Origin of the sequence: Bacillus sp. JJ675, assembly GCF_036963165.1 — a bacterium.
Lineage (GTDB): Bacteria > Bacillota > Bacilli > Bacillales > Bacillaceae > Bacillus > Bacillus glycinifermentans.
The window spans coordinates 1-19,116 of record NZ_JBALMR010000068.1 but is presented as its reverse complement, the minus strand read 5'-3'; the positions used below and the strand labels follow the sequence as shown (position 1 = coordinate 19,116).

At 48.1% G+C, this 19,116-nt stretch carries 14 protein-coding genes and 2 pseudogenes; 4 read left to right on the top strand and 12 right to left on the bottom strand.

The window, feature by feature from the left end:
- Positions 1–4 precede the first annotated feature (4 nt).
- From rbfA to nadE, 8 genes and pseudogenes are all read right to left on the bottom strand, one after another.
- Positions 5–355, bottom strand: a complete 351-nt coding sequence (gene rbfA / locus V7126_RS17545; protein ID WP_046128919.1) for a 30S ribosome-binding factor RbfA — start codon at positions 353–355, stop codon at positions 5–7.
- 84 nt (positions 356–439) lie between these two features.
- Positions 440–967, bottom strand: a pseudogene (locus V7126_RS17540) (hypothetical protein); the annotation flags it as partial.
- Between the two features lie 116 nt (positions 968–1,083).
- Positions 1,084–2,526 carry a sodium/proline symporter PutP gene (gene putP / locus V7126_RS17535; protein WP_082094100.1) on the bottom strand — a complete coding sequence of 481 codons (1,443 nt, stop codon included), beginning with the start codon at positions 2,524–2,526 and terminating at the stop codon, positions 1,084–1,086.
- A gap of 120 nt (positions 2,527–2,646) precedes the next feature.
- Complete coding sequence (gene pruA, locus V7126_RS17530) at positions 2,647–4,194, bottom strand: L-glutamate gamma-semialdehyde dehydrogenase (RefSeq protein WP_046130899.1); 1,548 nt, start codon at positions 4,192–4,194, stop codon at positions 2,647–2,649.
- Between the two features lie 24 nt (positions 4,195–4,218).
- Positions 4,219–5,130, bottom strand: coding sequence for a proline dehydrogenase family protein (locus tag V7126_RS17525; RefSeq protein WP_173427495.1), 912 nt, complete (start codon positions 5,128–5,130; stop codon positions 4,219–4,221).
- A gap of 294 nt (positions 5,131–5,424) precedes the next feature.
- Entirely contained in the window at positions 5,425–6,195 is a 771-nt protein-coding gene (locus tag V7126_RS17520; protein WP_046130898.1) for a nucleotidyltransferase domain-containing protein, read from the bottom strand.
- Positions 6,196–6,910: 715 nt separating this feature from the next.
- Positions 6,911–7,468, bottom strand: coding sequence for a shikimate kinase (locus V7126_RS17515; protein WP_046130897.1), 558 nt, complete (start codon positions 7,466–7,468; stop codon positions 6,911–6,913).
- 144 nt (positions 7,469–7,612) lie between these two features.
- Positions 7,613–8,431 (bottom strand): ammonia-dependent NAD(+) synthetase, encoded by an 819-nt coding sequence (gene nadE / locus V7126_RS17510; protein WP_046130896.1) that lies wholly within the window; start codon positions 8,429–8,431, stop codon positions 7,613–7,615.
- Between the two features lie 181 nt (positions 8,432–8,612).
- On the opposite strand from nadE, the gene V7126_RS17505 reads away from it, so the two are divergent.
- The gene (locus tag V7126_RS17505; RefSeq protein ID WP_046130895.1) at positions 8,613–9,920 is read left to right on the top strand and encodes an amino acid permease; all 1,308 of its coding nucleotides are present in this window, start codon (positions 8,613–8,615) and stop codon (positions 9,918–9,920) included.
- 3 nt (positions 9,921–9,923) lie between these two features.
- Here V7126_RS17505 and V7126_RS17500 read toward each other — a convergent pair whose 3' ends face one another.
- The 3 genes from V7126_RS17500 to V7126_RS17490 form a co-directional block, all read right to left on the bottom strand.
- Complete coding sequence (locus V7126_RS17500) at positions 9,924–10,562, bottom strand: LysE family translocator (RefSeq protein ID WP_046130917.1); 639 nt, start codon at positions 10,560–10,562, stop codon at positions 9,924–9,926.
- 109 nt (positions 10,563–10,671) lie between these two features.
- The gene (locus V7126_RS17495) at positions 10,672–12,294 is read right to left on the bottom strand and encodes an L-lactate permease (RefSeq protein ID WP_335497988.1); all 1,623 of its coding nucleotides are present in this window, start codon (positions 12,292–12,294) and stop codon (positions 10,672–10,674) included.
- Positions 12,295–12,325: 31 nt separating this feature from the next.
- Entirely contained in the window at positions 12,326–13,276 is a 951-nt protein-coding gene (locus tag V7126_RS17490) for an L-lactate dehydrogenase (RefSeq protein ID WP_046130893.1), read from the bottom strand.
- A gap of 449 nt (positions 13,277–13,725) precedes the next feature.
- Here V7126_RS17490 and V7126_RS17485 point away from each other — a divergent pair, with 449 nt between their 5' ends.
- Entirely contained in the window at positions 13,726–15,213 is a 1,488-nt protein-coding gene (locus V7126_RS17485; protein ID WP_335497973.1) for an MDR family MFS transporter, read from the top strand.
- A gap of 340 nt (positions 15,214–15,553) precedes the next feature.
- Positions 15,554–16,759 (top strand): nitrate/nitrite transporter, encoded by a 1,206-nt coding sequence (locus V7126_RS17480; RefSeq protein ID WP_046130891.1) that lies wholly within the window; start codon positions 15,554–15,556, stop codon positions 16,757–16,759.
- A 44-nt stretch (positions 16,760–16,803) separates the two neighbouring features.
- On the opposite strand, the pseudogene V7126_RS17475 reads toward V7126_RS17480, so the two are convergent.
- Positions 16,804–18,236 (bottom strand): annotated as a pseudogene (locus tag V7126_RS17475) (YfcC family protein).
- Positions 18,237–18,397: 161 nt separating this feature from the next.
- Between V7126_RS17475 and V7126_RS17470 the strand changes: the two are divergent.
- Positions 18,398–19,116: amidohydrolase (locus V7126_RS17470; protein WP_335497970.1), on the top strand; the 719-nt coding region annotated here is incomplete at its 3' end.

Here is a 19,116-nt window from a genome sequence, read left to right as displayed (position 1 = left end):
CTGTTTATTCTTCTTTGTCTGAATGCAGTTCATGGATCAATGTTTCGATGCGGTTTCCGTAATCGATTGATTCATCGAATTCAAACTGGATTTCAGGTGTTTTGCGGAGCCTGATCCGATTCCCCAATTCGGACCGGATAAAGCCCTTCGCTTTTGCAAGGCCTTTTAGCGTCTCTTCTCTTTTCTTTTCATCGCCAAGAACGGAAATGTACACCTTGGCGATTTGCAAGTCGCCGGAGACGCTGACATCGGTAACCGTTAAGAACCCGATTCTCGGGTCTTTCAGCTTTCTTCCGATAATGTCGCCAAGTTCTTTTTTCATCTGTTCACCCACACGGGTAGCTCTCATACTCATGTCCATACCACCTCTACGTTAAAACCACTCTGTTCTCGTGATCGTCCGTTCGATTTCCGGAAAAGAGTCAATAAAGCTTAGAACCCGCTGAAGCTCTTTTTCCGTTTGAAACTGTTCGTGGAGCGCCTGCCTGTAGAGCTCTTCCGCCTGCTCCTCTTTTTCCTGCTTCAGCCGTTTCTGTCTGTAAATGATCTTTCCGACATGAAAGGAAGCTTGATATAGAAAGTCGAGTTCTTCATCAGACAGCTCGTTTTCGATCTCCTGAATCCAAATGTAGCCCATAATCTCGTTTTTATGTTTGGCGCTGACGACCACCCGCTGATTCAGTCCGATCTCTTCAATCTGCTTCACCCGAAAAGGAGTCGGAATGGTTTTCAATTGATCTATGATCCCTTCTTCGACAAATTTCTCAAAAATCGAAAGCGGACATTTTTTGGAGAAAATCGTTTGTTGATTCGCTGCGTCAAAGTGGTTAATGTAATACGAATTATAAGCTAATAGGAAAAAATCCGCGCTTTCCAGTATGACCGGTTTTTTCAGCTCATCGCTGATAAAATCAATGATCTGGTTGATGTCTGAAAGAGAAACAACTTGTTCTAATAGCTCTTCCATATCCTTTCTCCTACCCGTTTTTAACTTAATCATACTTCTCCTTTGCATTCTTGTATAGATATACTTTTTGACATTCGAGCAGCCCCTGCCCAAAGGACAGAGGCTAGGATCCAGAATCACATATTGATATTTTCGAATTGGTCGGCAACGTGCTGATTCGGCTTTGACGTCACGATGCTGACTACATACACGGATAACAGGCTTACTGCGAACCCCGGTATCATTTCGTATAGAAAACCGGAAAGGCCCGCTGCCGCCCAAATCACGACTGTGACGGCTCCGGCAATGATACCGGCAAGCGCACCCCATTTCGTCATCCGCTTCCAATATAAGCTTAAAATAACGACCGGGCCGAATGAAGAGCCGAATCCCGCCCAAGCGTAGCTGACTAATCCCAAAATTGAATTGTCTTTTGACCAGCCGAGCCACAGGGCGATAATCGAAACGACCAGAACGGACAGACGGCCGAAGAAGACCAGTTCTTTATCAGAGGCGGAGCGTTTGAAAATCGTTTTATACAAATCTTCGGTTAAAGAGCTTGAAGTAACAAGAAGCTGGGAGGAAATCGTGCTCATAATCGCGGCTAAAATGGCCGAAATTAAAAAGCCGGTAATGATCGGATGGAACAGAATATTGCCTAATTGAATGAATATCGTTTCCGGATCGTCGAGGTGAAGACCTTTTTTGGAGTAATATGCAAGGCCGATCAGCCCCGTCAGCAATGCGCCAGCGGTTGAAAATATCATCCAGCCCATGCCGATCCGGCGCGCTTTTTTGATTTCCTTTACTGAGGAAATTGCCATAAAACGCACGATGATATGCGGCTGGCCAAAATAGCCGAGCCCCCATGCAAACATAGAAATAATGCCCAGAACGCTCGTCCCTTTAAATACGTTGAGAAGATCGGGATCAATCGAGCGGATTTCCGTAAAGGCTTCGGCAGGTCCGCCGGCTTGTATGAGCGTCACAACCGGAACGAGAATCAATGCGGCAAACATGATGATTCCTTGTACGAAGTCCGTCCAGCTTACGGCCAAAAATCCGCCGAACAGCGTGTAGCATATGACAACGGCCGAAACGATCCATAAGCCGGTATGGTAATCCAGGTGCAAAATGCTGTTAAATAAAACACCGCCGGACACCATTCCGGATGATACATAAAACGTGAAAAACGTAATAATGACGATGCTGGAAAAGATGCGGAGAATTTTCGTGTTGTCGGCAAAGCGGTTTTCCAAAAATGACGGAATCGTAATCGAATTGCCGGCGGCTTCGGTATAGCTCCTTAACCGGGGCGCGACATAAAGCCAGTTTGCCCATGCACCGAGTACAAGACCGATGACGATCCACGCACCGCTTAAGCCGGTGGCGAACATCGCACCCGGCAAGCCCATCATCAGCCACCCGCTCATATCGGATGCACCCGCGCTGAGCGCCGTGACCGCCGGGCCAAGCGTGCGTCCGCCGAGCATGTAATCCGTCAGATTTGATGTCCGTTTATACGCATAATATCCGATCAGAAGCATGCCGATCATATAAATCGCGATTGAAATGATCAATTGTACGTTTTGGATAAGAATCCCCCCAGGATGCCGTTTTTTCTAAATTTTTCGACTTCTCTTTTCTTTTTTGAAGGCAGCCTTTAAAGACTGCCTTCTCTCCCCCCGATTGTTTGCCGATTAAAACATTTCGCTGATCGTCTTCGCCTGCATGTGAAGCGCCAGATAATCCGGTCCGCCTGCCTTTGAATCCGTTCCTGACATTTTAAATCCGCCAAACGGATGGTAGCCGACGATCGCGCCTGTACAATTTCGGTTAAAATACAGGTTCCCTACATGGAACTCCTGTTTTGCCCTGTTGATATGATCGCGATTGTTTGTAATGACAGCTCCTGTCAGTCCGTATTCCGTATTATTGGCAACTTCGAGTGCCTCGTCAAAGCTGCTTACTTTCGAAAAGGCAACGACCGGGCCGAAGATCTCTTCCTGCATCAAGCGGGCTTTCGGGTCCAAATCGGCGAAGATAGTCGGATCGATGAAATACCCTTTTGAATCATCGCCGTTTCCTCCGCTGACAAGGCGGCCTTCTTGTTTTCCAATCTCGATATATTCCATGATTTTGTTATATGACGCCTGATCGATGACAGGTCCCATGTAAACATCCGCACTGTCCGGAGCGCCCACTTTTTTCGACTCCGTGATTTCGATGACGCGTTTGAGCACCTCGTCATACACTTTTTCGTGAACGACGGCACGCGAACCGGCTGAACATTTTTGGCCGGCAAAGCCGAAAGCGGATGTGAAAATCGATTGCGCCGCCAATTCGATGTCACAGTCCTCATCAACGACAACCGTGTCTTTTCCGCCCATTTCCGCGATCACCCGTTTGAGATGGGTCTGTCCCGGATGAACCTTTGCCGCACGTTCATAAATGCGCGTTCCGACTTCCCTTGAGCCGGTAAATGTGATCAGGCTTGTTGTCGGATGATCAACGAGGTAGTCTCCGACCTCAGCGCCGCTTCCCGGAACATAGTTCACGACCCCTTTCGGAAGACCCGCTTCTTCAAGCACTTCGACGAACCTCGCGGCAATGACAGGCGCCGCGCTTGCCGGCTTCAGCACTACCGTGTTTCCCGTAACGATCGGCGCCACCGTTGTTCCCGCCATGATCGCAAACAGGAAGTTCCAAGGCGGGATGACGACCGTTACGCCGGTCGGCGTATACACGTATTGATTTCGTTCGCCTTCACGGCTGTTGACAGGCTTTCCTTTTGCAAGCTCAAGCATTTGCCGCGCGTAGTATTCCATAAAGTCGATGGCTTCAGCCGTATCCGCATCAGCCTCATTCCACGGTTTGCCGGCTTCTTTGACCAAAAGCGCCGAAAATTCATACTTATTGCGGCGCACCTTTGCTGCCGCACGGAATAGTACAGCCGCTCTTTCCGCAGGATCGGTGTATCTCCACGTTTCAAACGCTTTTGCCGCCGCTTGAATGGCTTTCTCGGCATGATCCTGAGTCGCTTTTGATACCTTACCGACGACTTCTTCTTTCTTTGCCGGGTTGACCGAAACGATTTTGTCTTCAGTCTCGATTCGTTCCCCATCGATAATAAGAGGGTATGATTGACCCATCCATTCATTTACCTTATCCAATGCTTGTTGAAACGCCGCCCGGTTTTCTTCTTTCCCGAAATCTGTAAATGGTTCGTGTTTGTAAGGTGTTGTCATTCTCATTCTCCCCTTTTTATCGTTTTATTTCTTGGTCATTCCCTTAAATGCGAAAGCGATGTTGGCAGGCCGCTCGGCAAGCCGCCTCATGAAGTAGCCGTACCAGTCATCTCCGTACGGAAGGTACACGCGCATGTTGTAGCCTTCTTTCACCAGTTCAAGCTGGGTTTTATTGCGCATGCCGTACAGCATTTGAAACTCGAAGCGGTCCTTTCCGATGTTGTGCTCATTCACAATGTCTTTGGTGAATTGGATCATCTTGTCGTCATGAGTTGCGATGGCTGTATAATGGCCGCTAAGCAGCTGCTTTTTAATGAGCTTTTTGTAATTTTCATCAACATCCTTCTTATCCGGATATGCCACCTCAGGCGATTCCTTGTAGGCCCCTTTTACAAGACGGAAAAACGGATTGTACTGGTTGAGCTCCTCCATGTCGCGTTCCGTCCGGTACAAATAAGCCTGTAACACGGTGCTGACGTATTCGTACCTCTGTCTGAACTCCTTAAACAGATCGAGCGTCTTTTGACAGCGAACTTCGTCTTCCATATCGATCGTCACCATCACCTGGTGCTGTTCCGCGGTATCCAGAATGCTGGTCATGTTTTCCCTGACAAGATCAAGGTCGATATCGAGCCCCAGCGAAGTCATCTTTAAGGATACGTGCGACTCAAGCTTTTCCTGGGCGATCGTTTGAATAGCCCGAATGCATTCCTGAGTACGCTCCCTCGCCACTTCCCTGCTGTCCACAAACTCGCCTAAATGATCGACGGTAACCGTCAGCCCCTGCTCATTCAGCCCTCTGATAATCGGTATCGAAGATTCGAAATCCTTTCCTCCGATAATTTTTCCGGTTGCGATGGAACTTCCCCAATTTCTCGCCAGACGATTCAGGATGCTGCTTTTCGATAAGAATAAAAAAAAGTCTCTTGTGATCACTTCCATTATCACACCCCGCCATCTCATGAAATATGTCTTTATATTCTTAATTTTATAAGAGCTGATGGCTGATTCACAATATTTCGAAAAAACAAAAAAGCTGACGATTTTTGTGTTTTTTCCACAATGTTTGACATCTGCCTGCATCATAAGAGAAACTTTTAACCTACAAATTATAAAGCTATACGACAATAGAATTAGAAAAATATTGAAAACGCTTTCTCTTTTACTGAACCATTTCCCGCGAGAAACAAAGAAAAAACCCTTTAAGACATTTCTTAAAGGGAATATATATTATGCCCACACCTCGTCAAGCGTTTCTCTGAACAGCTTGTCAAGCTCTGGTGTCAAGTCTTCACGGCTGATTTTAAACGACTTCGCCGCCGGCTTCAGCCTCTCAAGTTCTTTCTCAATGAAATCGTGAATGATGGGATTTTTAGGCTCAAGAAGGAATTCCTCCCCTTTCTTTTTTCGGTCAAGCAGACGGCCGATTTCCGTTTTAAGCGGTCCATCTTCAACGAGCTCCTCAAGCAGCACCGGAAACTCAATCGGCGGAACCGTTTGATGATTCTCAATCCACCGGCATGCCAGAATGGGGCGAAGAACGTAAAAATACTTTTTGACCTTAACCTGTTCCCTCTCCAGATAGTGGCGGAAGTTTCCTGAAGCCATATTTAAATAATGATACATGCAGGATGCCGGCGAAAAAGCCCTCAACTTAAGCTTCCTCATTTTTTCCGCTAAAGAATAAGCTTCATAATAGATCATTCCTGAAGACAGCCATTCAAGCAGCGGGGGGTTTGATTTCCGGAAGAGCCTTAAGGCTTTTGTCAGTTCCCAGCCGCTGATATCGAGCAAATCATTAATCGGCAGCTCGATGACATCGCGCTTTTCGTCTATGGAAAGATACCAGTCCTTTTGATGAATATAAATAAATCTGACGTCATAATCGCTGTCTTGCGACGGAAACCCCCAGGCCCTGCTTCCGGATTCTACTGCATAAAGGATTTTGACGCCGTATGTAGCTTCAATGTTTTTCAGTTCTTCTTGAATTCGCTGTTTCAAGATAGGTGCACCGCCCGTCTATGTTTTCTTGTTACATTTATTATAAGTTCAAAGAGATGAATAAACGACTTCTTTGACAATTGATTTCTATTTAGAACTTTTACCCGCGATTACATGAGCGGAGTTTCCGGCCATTAAAGTGATTCCTCCGTCATTTCAAACAGCGCCTTTAATACGCACAGCCATACGCAGTTCCGGCAGGACGATTGGTCTAAGGGAGTAAAACATAATCCCGGCAAAAATGAACATGCTTTTCTTGCTGTTGAGGTAAAAGGAATAGCTGACAACAAAGAGAAGGTAAAAATATCATCATTACCTACTTTTTCTGATTATCATACAACCGCAATCGTCACTGCTACATTAGCGAAAACGGTTCAAAGAAAAACGTGGAGGGTGTAGTTTGCCTTTTTGAAGTAACAAAAAGATGAATTAATGTCTGACATGAATTGCCCCAACATTCAATTGAAGAAATTGAGACACATAAAAATCACTGAACTAAAAGGGCAGTTAATGCATGCGCTGCGTTACACGACTCCAAATGTTGTTAAAAAGGATAGATGAAAACAGATCTTCCCGCCTGTTCATCTATCCTTTTTCAACAATTTAATGCGTGATACATCTTGCGCCGATGATATGTGCCCTTTTTGCAACACTTCAATATACGACTGTTTTCAAACATTTTTGGCAGAAAACCCAAGCTTAATTAAACGTTTGTTTAAGGCTGACAAAGCTCACTGTCCGGCTTCAGCTTGTCTGCAATACAGTCGGCGACTTCTTCGGCGGAAAGATTGTCTGTTTCAATTCTTAGGTGGTGGAAGGCATAAATGCTCTTTCTTTCATTGAACAGCTGTTTTACTTGTTCGATTGAGCGATTGTGAAGAATCGGCCTGTTTTCAAGCAGCAAATCTATCCGCTGCTTCCAATTCTCCCACGTTAAATCAAGGAAAATGACGAAGCAGTGTTCAAGGCATTTCTTTCTAATGTCCTCCTGCAGAAAAGAACCGCCGCCAAGAGAAACGATTTTGCTCTTTTTATGTTCACACATTTGAACAATATATTCTTTTTCCGTCTTCCGAAAAAATGCCTCCCCTTTTTGTTTAAACATTTCGGGAATGCTCATCTGAAGGTCTTTTTCAATTTCTTGGTCAATATCAATAAAATCGCGGCACAGTTTTTTGGCTGCCAGCTTGCCGATCGTCGTTTTGCCGACGCCCATAAATCCGATCAGCACGATGTTTTTTTCTCCCACAGGGGTGGATCTTTTGACATTCATCTCCAGGCTTTACTCCTCCTCGTCTAAAGGAATCAACAATTATATTCAGTATATGACAAATCTGATTTTAATGAAATAGAAGAAGCCCGGGACAGAAACTGAATATACAAAAGAGGCTGAGTTCTTTGCAGCCTCTTTCCTTCTTTATTTCCACCAGTCGTCAAACATTGAAGCAGGCACCTGGCGTTTGTGCTCTGACGATTTGTAGCGTTTTTCAATCGCTTCGGCCACATCGCTTGATACGGTTTTCCCTTCAAGGTAGTCGTCGATATCTTCATATGTGAGCCCGAGCTCTGTTTCGTCAGCCTGCTGAGGTTTTTCATCAAGCAAATCCGCCGTCGGCGATTTCGTATAGAGCCGCTCCGGTGCCCCGAGCTCCTCGAGAAGTCTCCGGCCTTGGCGTTTTGTCAGCCCTGTCAGAGGCAAAAGATCGGCACCGCCGTCCCCATATTTGGTGAAAAAGCCGGTGACTGCTTCTGCCGCATGGTCCGTTCCGATCACCAATAATCCGTTTTGGCCGCCGATTGCATACTGGGCAATCATCCGCACCCTTGCCTTTACATTGCCCTTATGAAAATCTGCAAGCGTCTCGCCCGTCACATCGCGGAACTGAGAGACAAACGAGCTCACCGTCGGTGCAATGTCAAAAGCAAGCGATTTGTCAGGCTTGATAAATCGAAGGGCAAGCTGGGCGTCATCTTCATCCTGCTGGACGCCGTGCGGAAGCCGAAGCGCGATGAATTCCGCTTCCGTGCCTTCAGCCCTCAATTCTTCCACTGCAAGCTGGGCGAGTCTCCCGGCAAGCGAGGAATCCTGTCCTCCGCTGATTCCTAGAACAAAACCTTTTGCTCCTGTTTTTTTCATATAGCTTTTTAAAAATCCGACCCTTTTTTCAATTTCCTGTTTCGGATCAATGGAAGGTTTTACGTTCAGTTCTTTCATGATTTTTTCCTGCAAAGTCATCGGTCATTCCTCCTGATTATTATGGTCTTTTGACTGAATGAGCCGTTTGATTCAAATCTTATTTAACTATAGCACAATTATAGTTTTGAAGTGAATATGAAGGAGCATACACGCTTCTTTCAAAAGAATAAAAAAAGCGCTTGAAGACACAATAACGATTAGATTAAGAGGGGTTGAAGCGATGAAAAAACAAGGAAATTTAAAATGGTGGCAGCTGTCAATGATCGGTGTCGGCTGCACGATTGGAACGGGATTTTTTCTAGGATCAAGCATCGCCATTAAGAAAAGCGGCTTTTCCGTATTAGCCGCTTTTCTTCTCGCTGCACTCGGAACGTTTCTCGTTTTTCAGCAGCTCGCCAAGCTTACGGCCGACCATCCTGTGGAAGGATCTTTTTGCTCTTATGCAAGGGAGGCGTTTGGCGACTGGGCCGGCTTTAGCAACGGCTGGGTGTACTGGTCATCCGAAATGCTGATTATCGGGAGCCAATTAACCGCGATCTCGCTTTTTACGCGCCATTGGTTTGAACAAATTCCGCTGTGGGTGTTTGCCTTCATCTACGCGATTCTCGGACTGATCATCATTTTCACGGGGCGGAGCAGCTTTGAAAAAACGGAACACATGCTGGCCGTCCTGAAAACGGCGGCGATTGTCATGTTTATCATCATTGCAGTCCTTGCCTTATGCGGAATGCTTCCCGGTGAAACGCCTGATGCGCAGCTTCCCGACCGTTTTCATGAAGTGTTTCCGTTTGGCTTCATGGGGCTTTGGACAGGTTTGATTTATACGTTTTACGCCTATGGCGGCATCGAGGTGATGGGGCTGATGGCGATCCATTTAAAGGATCCGAAAGAATCGGGCAAATCGGGCAGTCTGATGCTGGCCACGCTTGCTTTGATTTATGTCGTCTCTATCGGGCTTGCCATGCTCCTGATTCCGATCGGCGCGTTTACTGAAGAGAACAGCCCGTTTATTACGTCGCTTAAACCGTTCCATCTGGATGTGATCATGGATATTTTCAACGGAATTTTCATCATCGCGGGATTCTCAACTTTGACAGCTTCCCTATTCGCGGTGACGACGCTGATGGGAACGATGGCGAAAAACGGCGATGCGCCGGCCTGCTTTTCAAAAAAAGAAAAAGCGAAAGTGTCGTGGCCGGCGCTCGGGCTGACCGTCCTCGTCCTGGCAGCTTCGATCGTTCTGTCCCTCTTGCTTCCAAAGCAGCTGTACGAGCATATGACAACAGCGGCCAGCTTAATGCTGCTTTACAATTGGATATTTATTCTGTGCTCAAGCAAAAAGCTGACAAAACCGAAGCTGAAAGGAAACATTCAGATTATAGGGGCGCTTATCCTGATTTTATTCGCCGTATCAGGTACGCTATTTGAGAAAAACAGCAGACCGGGCTTTTTCGTCAGCCTGCTGTTTCTCGCCATCATCGCAATCGTGACGATGCTGTTGAAAAGAAAAAGGGCCCGCACGCGCTGACGGTCAGCGGGCCGGGCGAATCAGTGCATGAATTCCCTGGTAGCCGAAATATAAGCCGAAGACGATTAACGTAATGCCCGCGATCCACGATGTCACCAGCATCATTCTCGGGCTTAAATACGTTCTGAATGTCCCCGCCACAAAAGACATGGCCAGGTCCCATAAAAAAAGACCGATCAAAATGCCCGAGCTGCACAACAGGAGCTGATATGAAGCATATGTTTCAATCGTCTTCGCCAGGATGCTGCCGTAAATGCCGAGCCAAAACATAATGCTGAGAGGATTTGAAAGCGAAATAACCAGCCCGGATAAGAACGATTTACGGTAGGATTCTGTCTCCCTCCTGCCTCTCATGAGCGAGACTTCCTTTGCTTTGGCCAGGCTCTCAATTCCCGTATAGGTTAAAACAAAAAAACCGAACAGCCATAAAAACGTTTTTAAAAATGGCGCCGTTAAAAACTGAGCAACGCCAAAGTAAATCAGCGCCATGTACAAAACGTCGGCCGTCACGGCTCCTAAACCGAAAAGCCAGGCGTGGAAAAAACCGCCTTTCATGCCCCTGTCGATCTGCGCCGCATTGACCGGGCCGACCGGTGCGGCCAGAGACAGCCCTAAAAACACATAGCTGAGAAAAATGTTCAACATACCGCGCTCCCCCCTTCGCGATAACTTGTACAATGTATTCAAAAAGAGGGACGGTTAGAACACATCAAAAAGCCTTTTCCCAAGTTTTTAGGAAAAGGCTTTTTCCCTATAATCCGAGCTTTGACAGCACAAACGTCCAAATACAGATGATGAGAAGCAGTATGAGACTGTATTTTACCGTTTGGCTGAACAGTTTTGATTCCCGGCCTGTTTCTTTAACCGCCGCAGTAGCAATCGCAATCGACTGCGGAGAAATGAGCTTCGCCATCACCCCGCCGGCCGTATTTGCGGCAAGGAGAAGGGCCGAACTCGTACCGATCTGCGCTCCTGTGACAGCCTGCAAATGGCCGAACAGAGCGTTATTGCTGACAACCGATCCGGTGATGAAAACGCCGATCCAGCCCAGTACGGGACTGACGAACGGGAAAACGTCCCCCGCTTTTGCAAGAGCCAATCCGATCGAAGAGCTTAGCCCGGCGTAGTTAGCCAGGTTGGCAAACCCCATGACAAAACAGATCGTCATAATCGGCAGCCACAATTCCCGGCCTGTTTCCTTCAGACAGGACAGCCCGCCCCGGAAATTGATGTTTCGGCTGAACAAAATCGTGATGATCACCGCAATCAAAATGGCGGTCCCCGTCGCTGAAATCAAGTCAAGCTTCAGCACGGCATCAAGCGGTGCCGCCTGCGCTGCAATCGGCGGGGTTTTCAGAATTTCCTGATGCAGAAAAGGCATCTTTAATAAAATCGTTGTCTGCTTGAGCAAGCCGCCGTCTTGAAACAGCGCTTTAAAAGCTGGAAGGCTCCACAGGGCAATGACGCCCGTCAGGATGTAAAACGGAGACCAGGCTTTTGCCACCTCTCCCCAGCTGTATTTGACAGCGGGCTCCTGTTCGTTCCCGTCTTCCCTGTAGATCCGGCGCGGCTGCCATTTTCTGAGGAACAGCGCGAGAGCTCCCATGCTGATTAATGCCGCCAAAATATTGGCCAGCTCAGGACCGAGCACAATCATTGTAAACGTCTGTACCGCCGTATAGCTTCCGCTTACAACGAGAAGGGCGGGCAGCGTTTCTTTAATGCCCCTGAACCCGTCCAAAATGAAAACGAGCAGGAACGGGACGAAAAATGTGATCCCCGGAAGCATCCAGGCGAGTGTGCCGGAAAGTTCGAGAGGGGTCAAATCCCCCATCTGCGCTCCCGTAATGACCGGTATACCGATCGCTCCGAACGCGCCTGATGCCGCGTTTGCGATTAAACAGAGAGAGGCCGCTTTCAACGGTTTAAAACCGAGTTCCACAAGCAGGACCGCACTGATTGCGATCGGCACTCCGAAGCCTGCGGCTCCTTCCAAAAAAGCATTAAAGCTGAACCCGATCAGAAGCAGTTGAAGCCGCTGATCGGATGAAATGCCGGCAATGCTCGCCCTGATGACCTTAAATTTTCCCGTTTTGACAGAAATCTTATAAAGCCAAACAGCCATCAGCACGATATATCCGATTGGCCACAGCCCGCTTGCGATTCCGAGAAAAACGGCGGAAATCGCTTTGGCTACCGGCATGTGAAAACAGAACACCGCTACAATAAAGCTGACCGCAAGGGTTAAAAATGCTGCGAGAATTCCTTTCATTTTAAACACGGTCAGCGCCAAAAGAAAGAATAAAATCGGCAGGGTTGCAACTAAAGCGCTGATATATTCATTCCCAAACGGATCGTAAACCTGCTGCCACATCGTCATCAGCCCTCTTCTATGTCTTTTTTAGTTAAGCAAAATGAGGTTTTAAAATACCTTTCAGCACGCCTGCACTATGCTTGAATTGCTCTTTTTCTTTTTCGTTCAGCTCCAGCTCAATCACTTTTTTGACCCCGCTGCGGCCGACGACCGCCGGAACGCCGATATATACATCATCTTCTCCGAATTCGCCGTCAAGATACGTGCTGACGGTTAAAATCGCGTCTTCGTTGCGGAAAATCGCTTTTGTGATGCGCGCCAGGCTCATGGCTACGCCGTAGTATGTCGCACCTTTTTTCTCAATGATCTGGTAAGCCGCATTTTTCACATCTTCAACCAGTTCATCTAGCTCTTCCGCTTTGTAGTTCTCATTCTTTTTCAAAAGCTCGCTCACAGGAACCCCGGCAATATTCGCATGGCTCCAGACAGGAAGCTCCGTATCACCGTGTTCGCCGATGATATAGCCGTGAACGTTGTGGGCAGCGGCGCCGAAGTACTCGCTCAGCATGTATCGGAACCGGGCAGTGTCAAGAGTCGTACCGCTTCCGATCACCCGTTCTTTCGGAAGGCCGCTGAACTTCCACGTAGCATAGGTCAGGATGTCGACCGGGTTTGTAGCAACGAGGAAAATTCCGTCAAATCCGCTTGCCATGACTTCTCCGATGATTCCTTTAAAAATCTTAAGGTTTTTCTCGACCAAATCAAGCCGTGTTTCGCCGGGCTTTTGGTTCGCTCCCGCACAAACGCAGACAACATCAGCGTCTTTGCAATCTTCATATGTGCCGTACCACGTTCTTACAGGATGGGGCGCAAATGCTTTTCCATGGTTTAAGTCCATAACATCGCCCATTGCTTTGTCTTTATTTAAATCAATAATCACGAGTTCATCTGTGATTCCTTGGTTAATTAACGTAAATGCATAGCTGCTGCCTACAAAACCAGCACCGATTAAAACTGTACGATTGACTTTTTGGTTAGCCATTATTCATCATCCTTTGCCGTTAGTTTTAATTCTAAGTTGTTTGTGAAGTATTTCACATTTATATTGTGCAATACTTCACATACTTTTTCAAGACTTATGCATTTTTATTTTTGTCTTTTTTGTGTCTCTGCTCATTTTCTCCTTAAACTTAAACATTTTCTGGAAAAGTTACCTTTTGTGTTCATTATTTTGCCCAAAAATTTTACTGATCATCCATTAGTATCCACACGGTGAATAAAGAGGCTGTTTGTACGAGCCCAGGCAGTTGGGCAATATGAAGGCCGGAAAGTTTTCATTCAAAAAACCACATGGTTAGACATGCCTGTGATATATTATTTTCGTTGCACATTTTTGCTGAAGGGCTCAGCTTTCGGCATTCTATTACCAAATACATTCGTTTCAACGGCAAAATCGGTTGGAATGCGATAGAAACACGCGGAGGGTAAAATATGAATCAAAAAACAAAAAGACGCAATGTGACGATTGCATTGATGGTCGCCACTTTTTTGGCGGCAATCGAGGGCACGATCGTCAGTACGGCGATGCCGACCATCGTGAGCGACTTGGGCGGGATTAAGTTGATCAGTTGGGTGTTTGCCGCCTACTTGCTGACATCTGCGATCACGACGCCGATATATGGCAAGCTCGCAGATTTGTACGGGCGCAAGATCATATTTACCATTGGGACGATTATCTTTTTGATCGGCTCGATGATGTCAGGCGCGGCTCATACGATGACCGAATTGATTTGTTTCCGTGCTTTGCAGGGCATCGGGGCAGGAGCGGTTTTGCCGACGACCTTTACCATTATCGGTGACATCTATTCGTTTGAAGAACGCGCCAAAATTCAAGGGTTGTTCAGCGCCATCTGGGGCATATCAGGCATTCTCGGGCCGCTGGCGGGCGGCTCGCTGGTCGACAACATTTCCTGGCGCTGGATTTTTTACTTTAACCTGCCGTTTGGCATCGCTTCAATCATTATGATCTGGATCTTCTTACAAGAGAAATTTGAAAAGAAAAAGAAACACATCGATTACTTAGGGGCTATTACGTTTACGATCGGCATGGCTTCCCTTCTATACGCTTTTATCAGCGCCGGATCAATCTATCCGTGGAATTCGTGGAAGATCATCGGCCTGTTTGTCATCGCGGCGATCGCGCTCATCGCCTTCATTTGGATCGAAGCAAAGTCTCCGGAACCGATGCTGCCGCTGAAGCTGTTTCGCATCCGCGAGATTTCCGTTTCCAACCTGGCGAGCTTTTTAATCTCTGTGATTTTGATCGGCATCACGACTTATTTGCCGATGTGGATGCAGGGAATTTTCGGAGTTGGCGCGACAAACTCCGGGCTGACGCTGACGCCGATGTCGATCGGCTGGCCGATCGGGGCGACCATTGCCGGACGGCTGATGCTGAAGCTCGGTTCGCGTAATACTTCTACGATGGGCTTGGCATTTCTGATCATCGGTTCGACCGGTCTGGCGCTGGCAACGATTCACACACCGCATTGGTTCTTTGTCGCAGCGATGCTGGCGGTTGGATTGGGCTTTGGCTTCTCGATGACTTCCTTTACGGTATCCGTACAGTCGGCTGTCGGCTGGAACATGCGCGGAGCTGCCACCGCTTCGAACACGTTTGTGCGGACGCTCGGCCAAACGGTCGGTGTCGCGATTCTGGGAACGCTATTCAATAACTCTATTGCGGGCTACATGACCTCGCACGCGGCAGGAGCAAACAACCTCGACATGAACAAACTGCTGAATCCCGAGACGGCCCGGCACATTCCCGAATCCATGCTGTTAATGATGCGGGAAGGCCTGGTATCCGGCTTGCACAGCATTTACCTCGTCCTGTTCTTCGTCGCAGCGGCCGGACTGATCGTCGTATTCTTCTTGCCAAAGAAGCAGCAGCAGCAAATACAGAAAAAAGCGAGTTAATAAAACACAGTGATCAGCCTTTTAGTCGGGACTGTCAATAAGGATCAGGGCAATATCCTATCCATCAGGGCGCATCATCTGCCGGCGGGCACGATTGCGTAAGTTTAGCTCCAAGCGGCCCAGACCGAAATATGCACACTGATGGCTGGAGTAATTCCGTGACAAGCGGAATATCACGATGTATGACTAAGAAAATGATGGGGACGACCTTGCTCCCCATCATTTTAAATTTTAAAAAATTCAAACTTTTATCTGTGAGTAAAGCTGACAAAAATACTGCCAACCCCCGTTCATTTTGTCATCATAAATTTTAAGAATTTATTGATGGGGAGTGTTGCAAGTGAAATTGGCGGATTTGAGAAAGAGCGGACACGCTCCTTCTCTGCTATCATCTTTTTTGTATTTCGATGTCAGCTTTATGATTTGGGTCTTGCTCGGCGCGCTCGGCGTTTATATTACGGCTGATTTTGACCTTTCGCCGTCCCAGGTAGGATTGATCGTCGCCATCCCGACTCTGGCCGGCTCGGTTTTCCGAATCGTATTAGGCATCTTAACAGACCGCTTCGGCCCGAAAAAAACAGCTGTCTGCGGAATGCTCGTGACGATGATTCCTCTCTTGTGGGGATGGCTGTTCGGTTCTACCGTTGTTGAATTGTATATGATCGGCATTTTGCTGGGGGTAGCGGGGGCCAGCTTTTCAGCTTCCCTGCCGATGGCGAGCCGCTGGTACCCTCCGCATCTGCAAGGTCTTGCCATGGGGATCGCCGGGGCGGGTAACAGCGGCACGCTGCTTGCCACCCTGTTCGGTCCGCGCATCGCTGAACATGCCGGCTGGAACGGTTTGATGGGACTGGCGCTCATTCCTTTAACGCTCGTTCTCATCAGCTACTTACTGATGGCCAAGGAGCCGCCGAACCAGCCTGCCCCTAAGCCTGTAAAAGACTACTTCACCGTCTTTAAAGAAAGGGACACCTGGTATTTCTGCCTTTTATACAGTGTCACATTCGGGGGCTTTGTCGGCCTTTCTAACTTTTTGAGCTATTTTTTCGCGTCACAGTATTCCGTGCCACCGGTGAGGGCCGGGGAGTTCGTCACCCTTGTCGTAGCATCGGGCAGCTGCCTTCGCCCTGTCGGCGGATTGATCGCCGATAAAATAGGCGGCGTGCGCCTGCTGCAAGTTTTGTTCATCGGAGTGGCTCTTTGTATGTTCACGGTCAGTACGCTGCCGTCGCTTACGGTCGTCACAACCGCATTGTTTATCGGCATGGGCTGTCTTGGCATGGGGAACGGCGCCATTTTTCAGCTTGTGCCCCAGCGCTTCCAAAAAGAAATCGGGATGGTGACGGGAATCGTCGGGGCCGCCGGGGGAATCGGAGGGTTCTTTCTCCCAAATATCCTCGGAACGCTAAAACAAGTCACAGGCACTTATTCGAGCGGGTTCCTCACATTTTCCGCGATTGCTTTTATTGCATTGGGACTGCTTTTGTTTGCTCAAACAGGGTGGAAAAAACAATGGAAAGCCGCCGGTAAATCGATTCGAATTTAATAGAAAAGCCGTTATGCGAGTTCCTGGCATAACGGCTTTTTTGCTTAATACGGGCCCCAGCCCGTCAACACTCCGATGCAGATGAACACCAGTCCGATTACGAACCAGATCAAAGCGAGAGGAACCATGAACCTGAGCCATTTCACATAGGGGATGCCGCTTGCGGCCAATACGGCCATCAGCACGCCCGATGTCGGATTGATGCAGTTGACGACGCCCTCGCCGAGCATCACGGCTTCGACGGCAACCTGTCTCGTAATGTTCATCAGGTCGGCAAGCGGGGCAAGAATCGGAATAAAGACAACCGCCTCGCCTGATCCCGAGGAAATGAGAAAATGCAGAAGACCGCTGGCAATATACATGCCGACCGCACCGGCCACAGGGCTGAAGCCGTCCAACAGACTGGCCAGTCCGTTGACAACGGTATCAAGCAGCCTCCCCTGTTCAAGGATAACCGAAATCGTCCTTGCCATACCAACGATCAATGCTCCGTATACAAGGCTTTGACAGCCGTTGATAAACGTTTTAGCGATGTCGTTAGCCTTCATGCCCCCGATCATCCCCGCGGCAATGGAGATAAAAATAAACATGCCCGTATTTGATTATCCGTCCAGCCAAGCTTCAAAGCTCCGTACAAAAAGCCGAGCAGCGACAGTCCGGCTACGGTTAAGATCAGCTTATGGCGCCGGGTAAATGAGGCCTGTCCCATGTTCGCCTCGCTGCCAAGCCCTCTTCCAGGAAACCAGTCCTTGCCGAGAATGCTCGCTTCAGGCGATTTTTTTAATTTTCTCGTGTACAAATAAATGTAGATCAGACTTGAAATGACAAAACACAAGTATATCGCAATCCGCAAACCGAGGCCTGAAAACAATGGGAGGTCGGCGATCTTTTGCGAAAGTCCGAGCGGCGAAGGCGATAATATCGTCGCATTGAATCCGGCGTAGCAGCCGATATAGATGACGGCAGCCCCGGCCGCCGCGTCCCATTTCAACGACCTTGCAACGATAATGCCGAGCGGGATAAAGCCGATGACGGAATTTACGACGACCCCCGTCGTTCCGAGAATCGAGAAAAGTCCGCCGACAATGCAGATGAACAGCAGCTGCTTCGTTCGGAAACGGCTGATGACATGGTGGATTAAGCCGCCGACGGCCCCCGTTTTTTCTAAAATGGCGAGCGCTCCGCCGGTGAATAAAATTAAGAAAATAATCGATGAAGACCCGACCATTCCTTCCTGAATCGCCGTAAAAAAGCTTACAATCCCTACCGGGGACTGATCTACCGCATGATAGCTCCCGGGTACGGCGGTCGTGACTTCGCCTTTTGTCACTCTGTCAAACTCCCCGGCGGGAATGATGTAAGTCGCAAGAGCGCAGACGACAGCCACCATAAACAGCAGCACATACGCATCAGGCATTTTCAATCGAAACGGTTTCTTCTTAGTCGAGGGCGGTGTTTTGACAGCTGGCACGTTCATATGTTCCATCTCCTCTTTACATGAATATCAAAACATTTTTCTCAAATATTCAATTATTCAGAAAAATCTGTACGTGTGCTATATTATAGACAACCTTATTCCGGGGTTTCAATATGTTTTTAATTAAAAGTATTAGATAAAACAATACAGGAGGTTTGACGATGGCATTAACGGACTCTATCAAACAAAAGATGATCAGCATTTTTGAACACCTTCACAATCATCCTGAAGTCAGCTGGAAAGAATACGAAACAACGGCATTTCTCAAAAAGCAGTTGGAAGAAAATCGATGCCGAACACAAACATTTGCGGACTGTACCGGTGTCATCGGCGAAATCGGCGAGGGGTCTCCAGTCGTCGCCGTCAGGGCCGATATTGACGCCCTCTGGCAGGAAGTCGACGGAACGTTTCAGGCAAATCATTCCTGCGGGCATGATTCCCATATGACGATGGCACTCGGGACATTAATGACCCTGAAAGAGCAAACAGAGCTGCCGAAAGGAACGATCCGCTTCATCTTTCAGCCTGCTGAAGAAAAAGGCGGAGGGGCTTTGAAAATGATCGAAAAAGGGATTCTCGACGATGTCGATTACCTTTACGGCGTTCATGTCCGCCCTGTGCAGGAAACGTTGAACGGAAGGTGCGCTCCTGCGATTTTGCATGGCGCAAGCTGCCACATTGAGGGTACGGTCATCGGCGAAGAAGCCCACGGCGCCCGTCCGCATCTCGGGAAAAACAGCATCGAGATTGCGGCGACGCTCGTCCACAAACTCGCCCACATCCATATCGACCCGATGACGCTGCATACCGTTAAAATGACAAAGCTTCAGGCCGGCGGAGAAAGCTCCAATATCATTCCGGGCAAAGCCAGCTTCAGCCT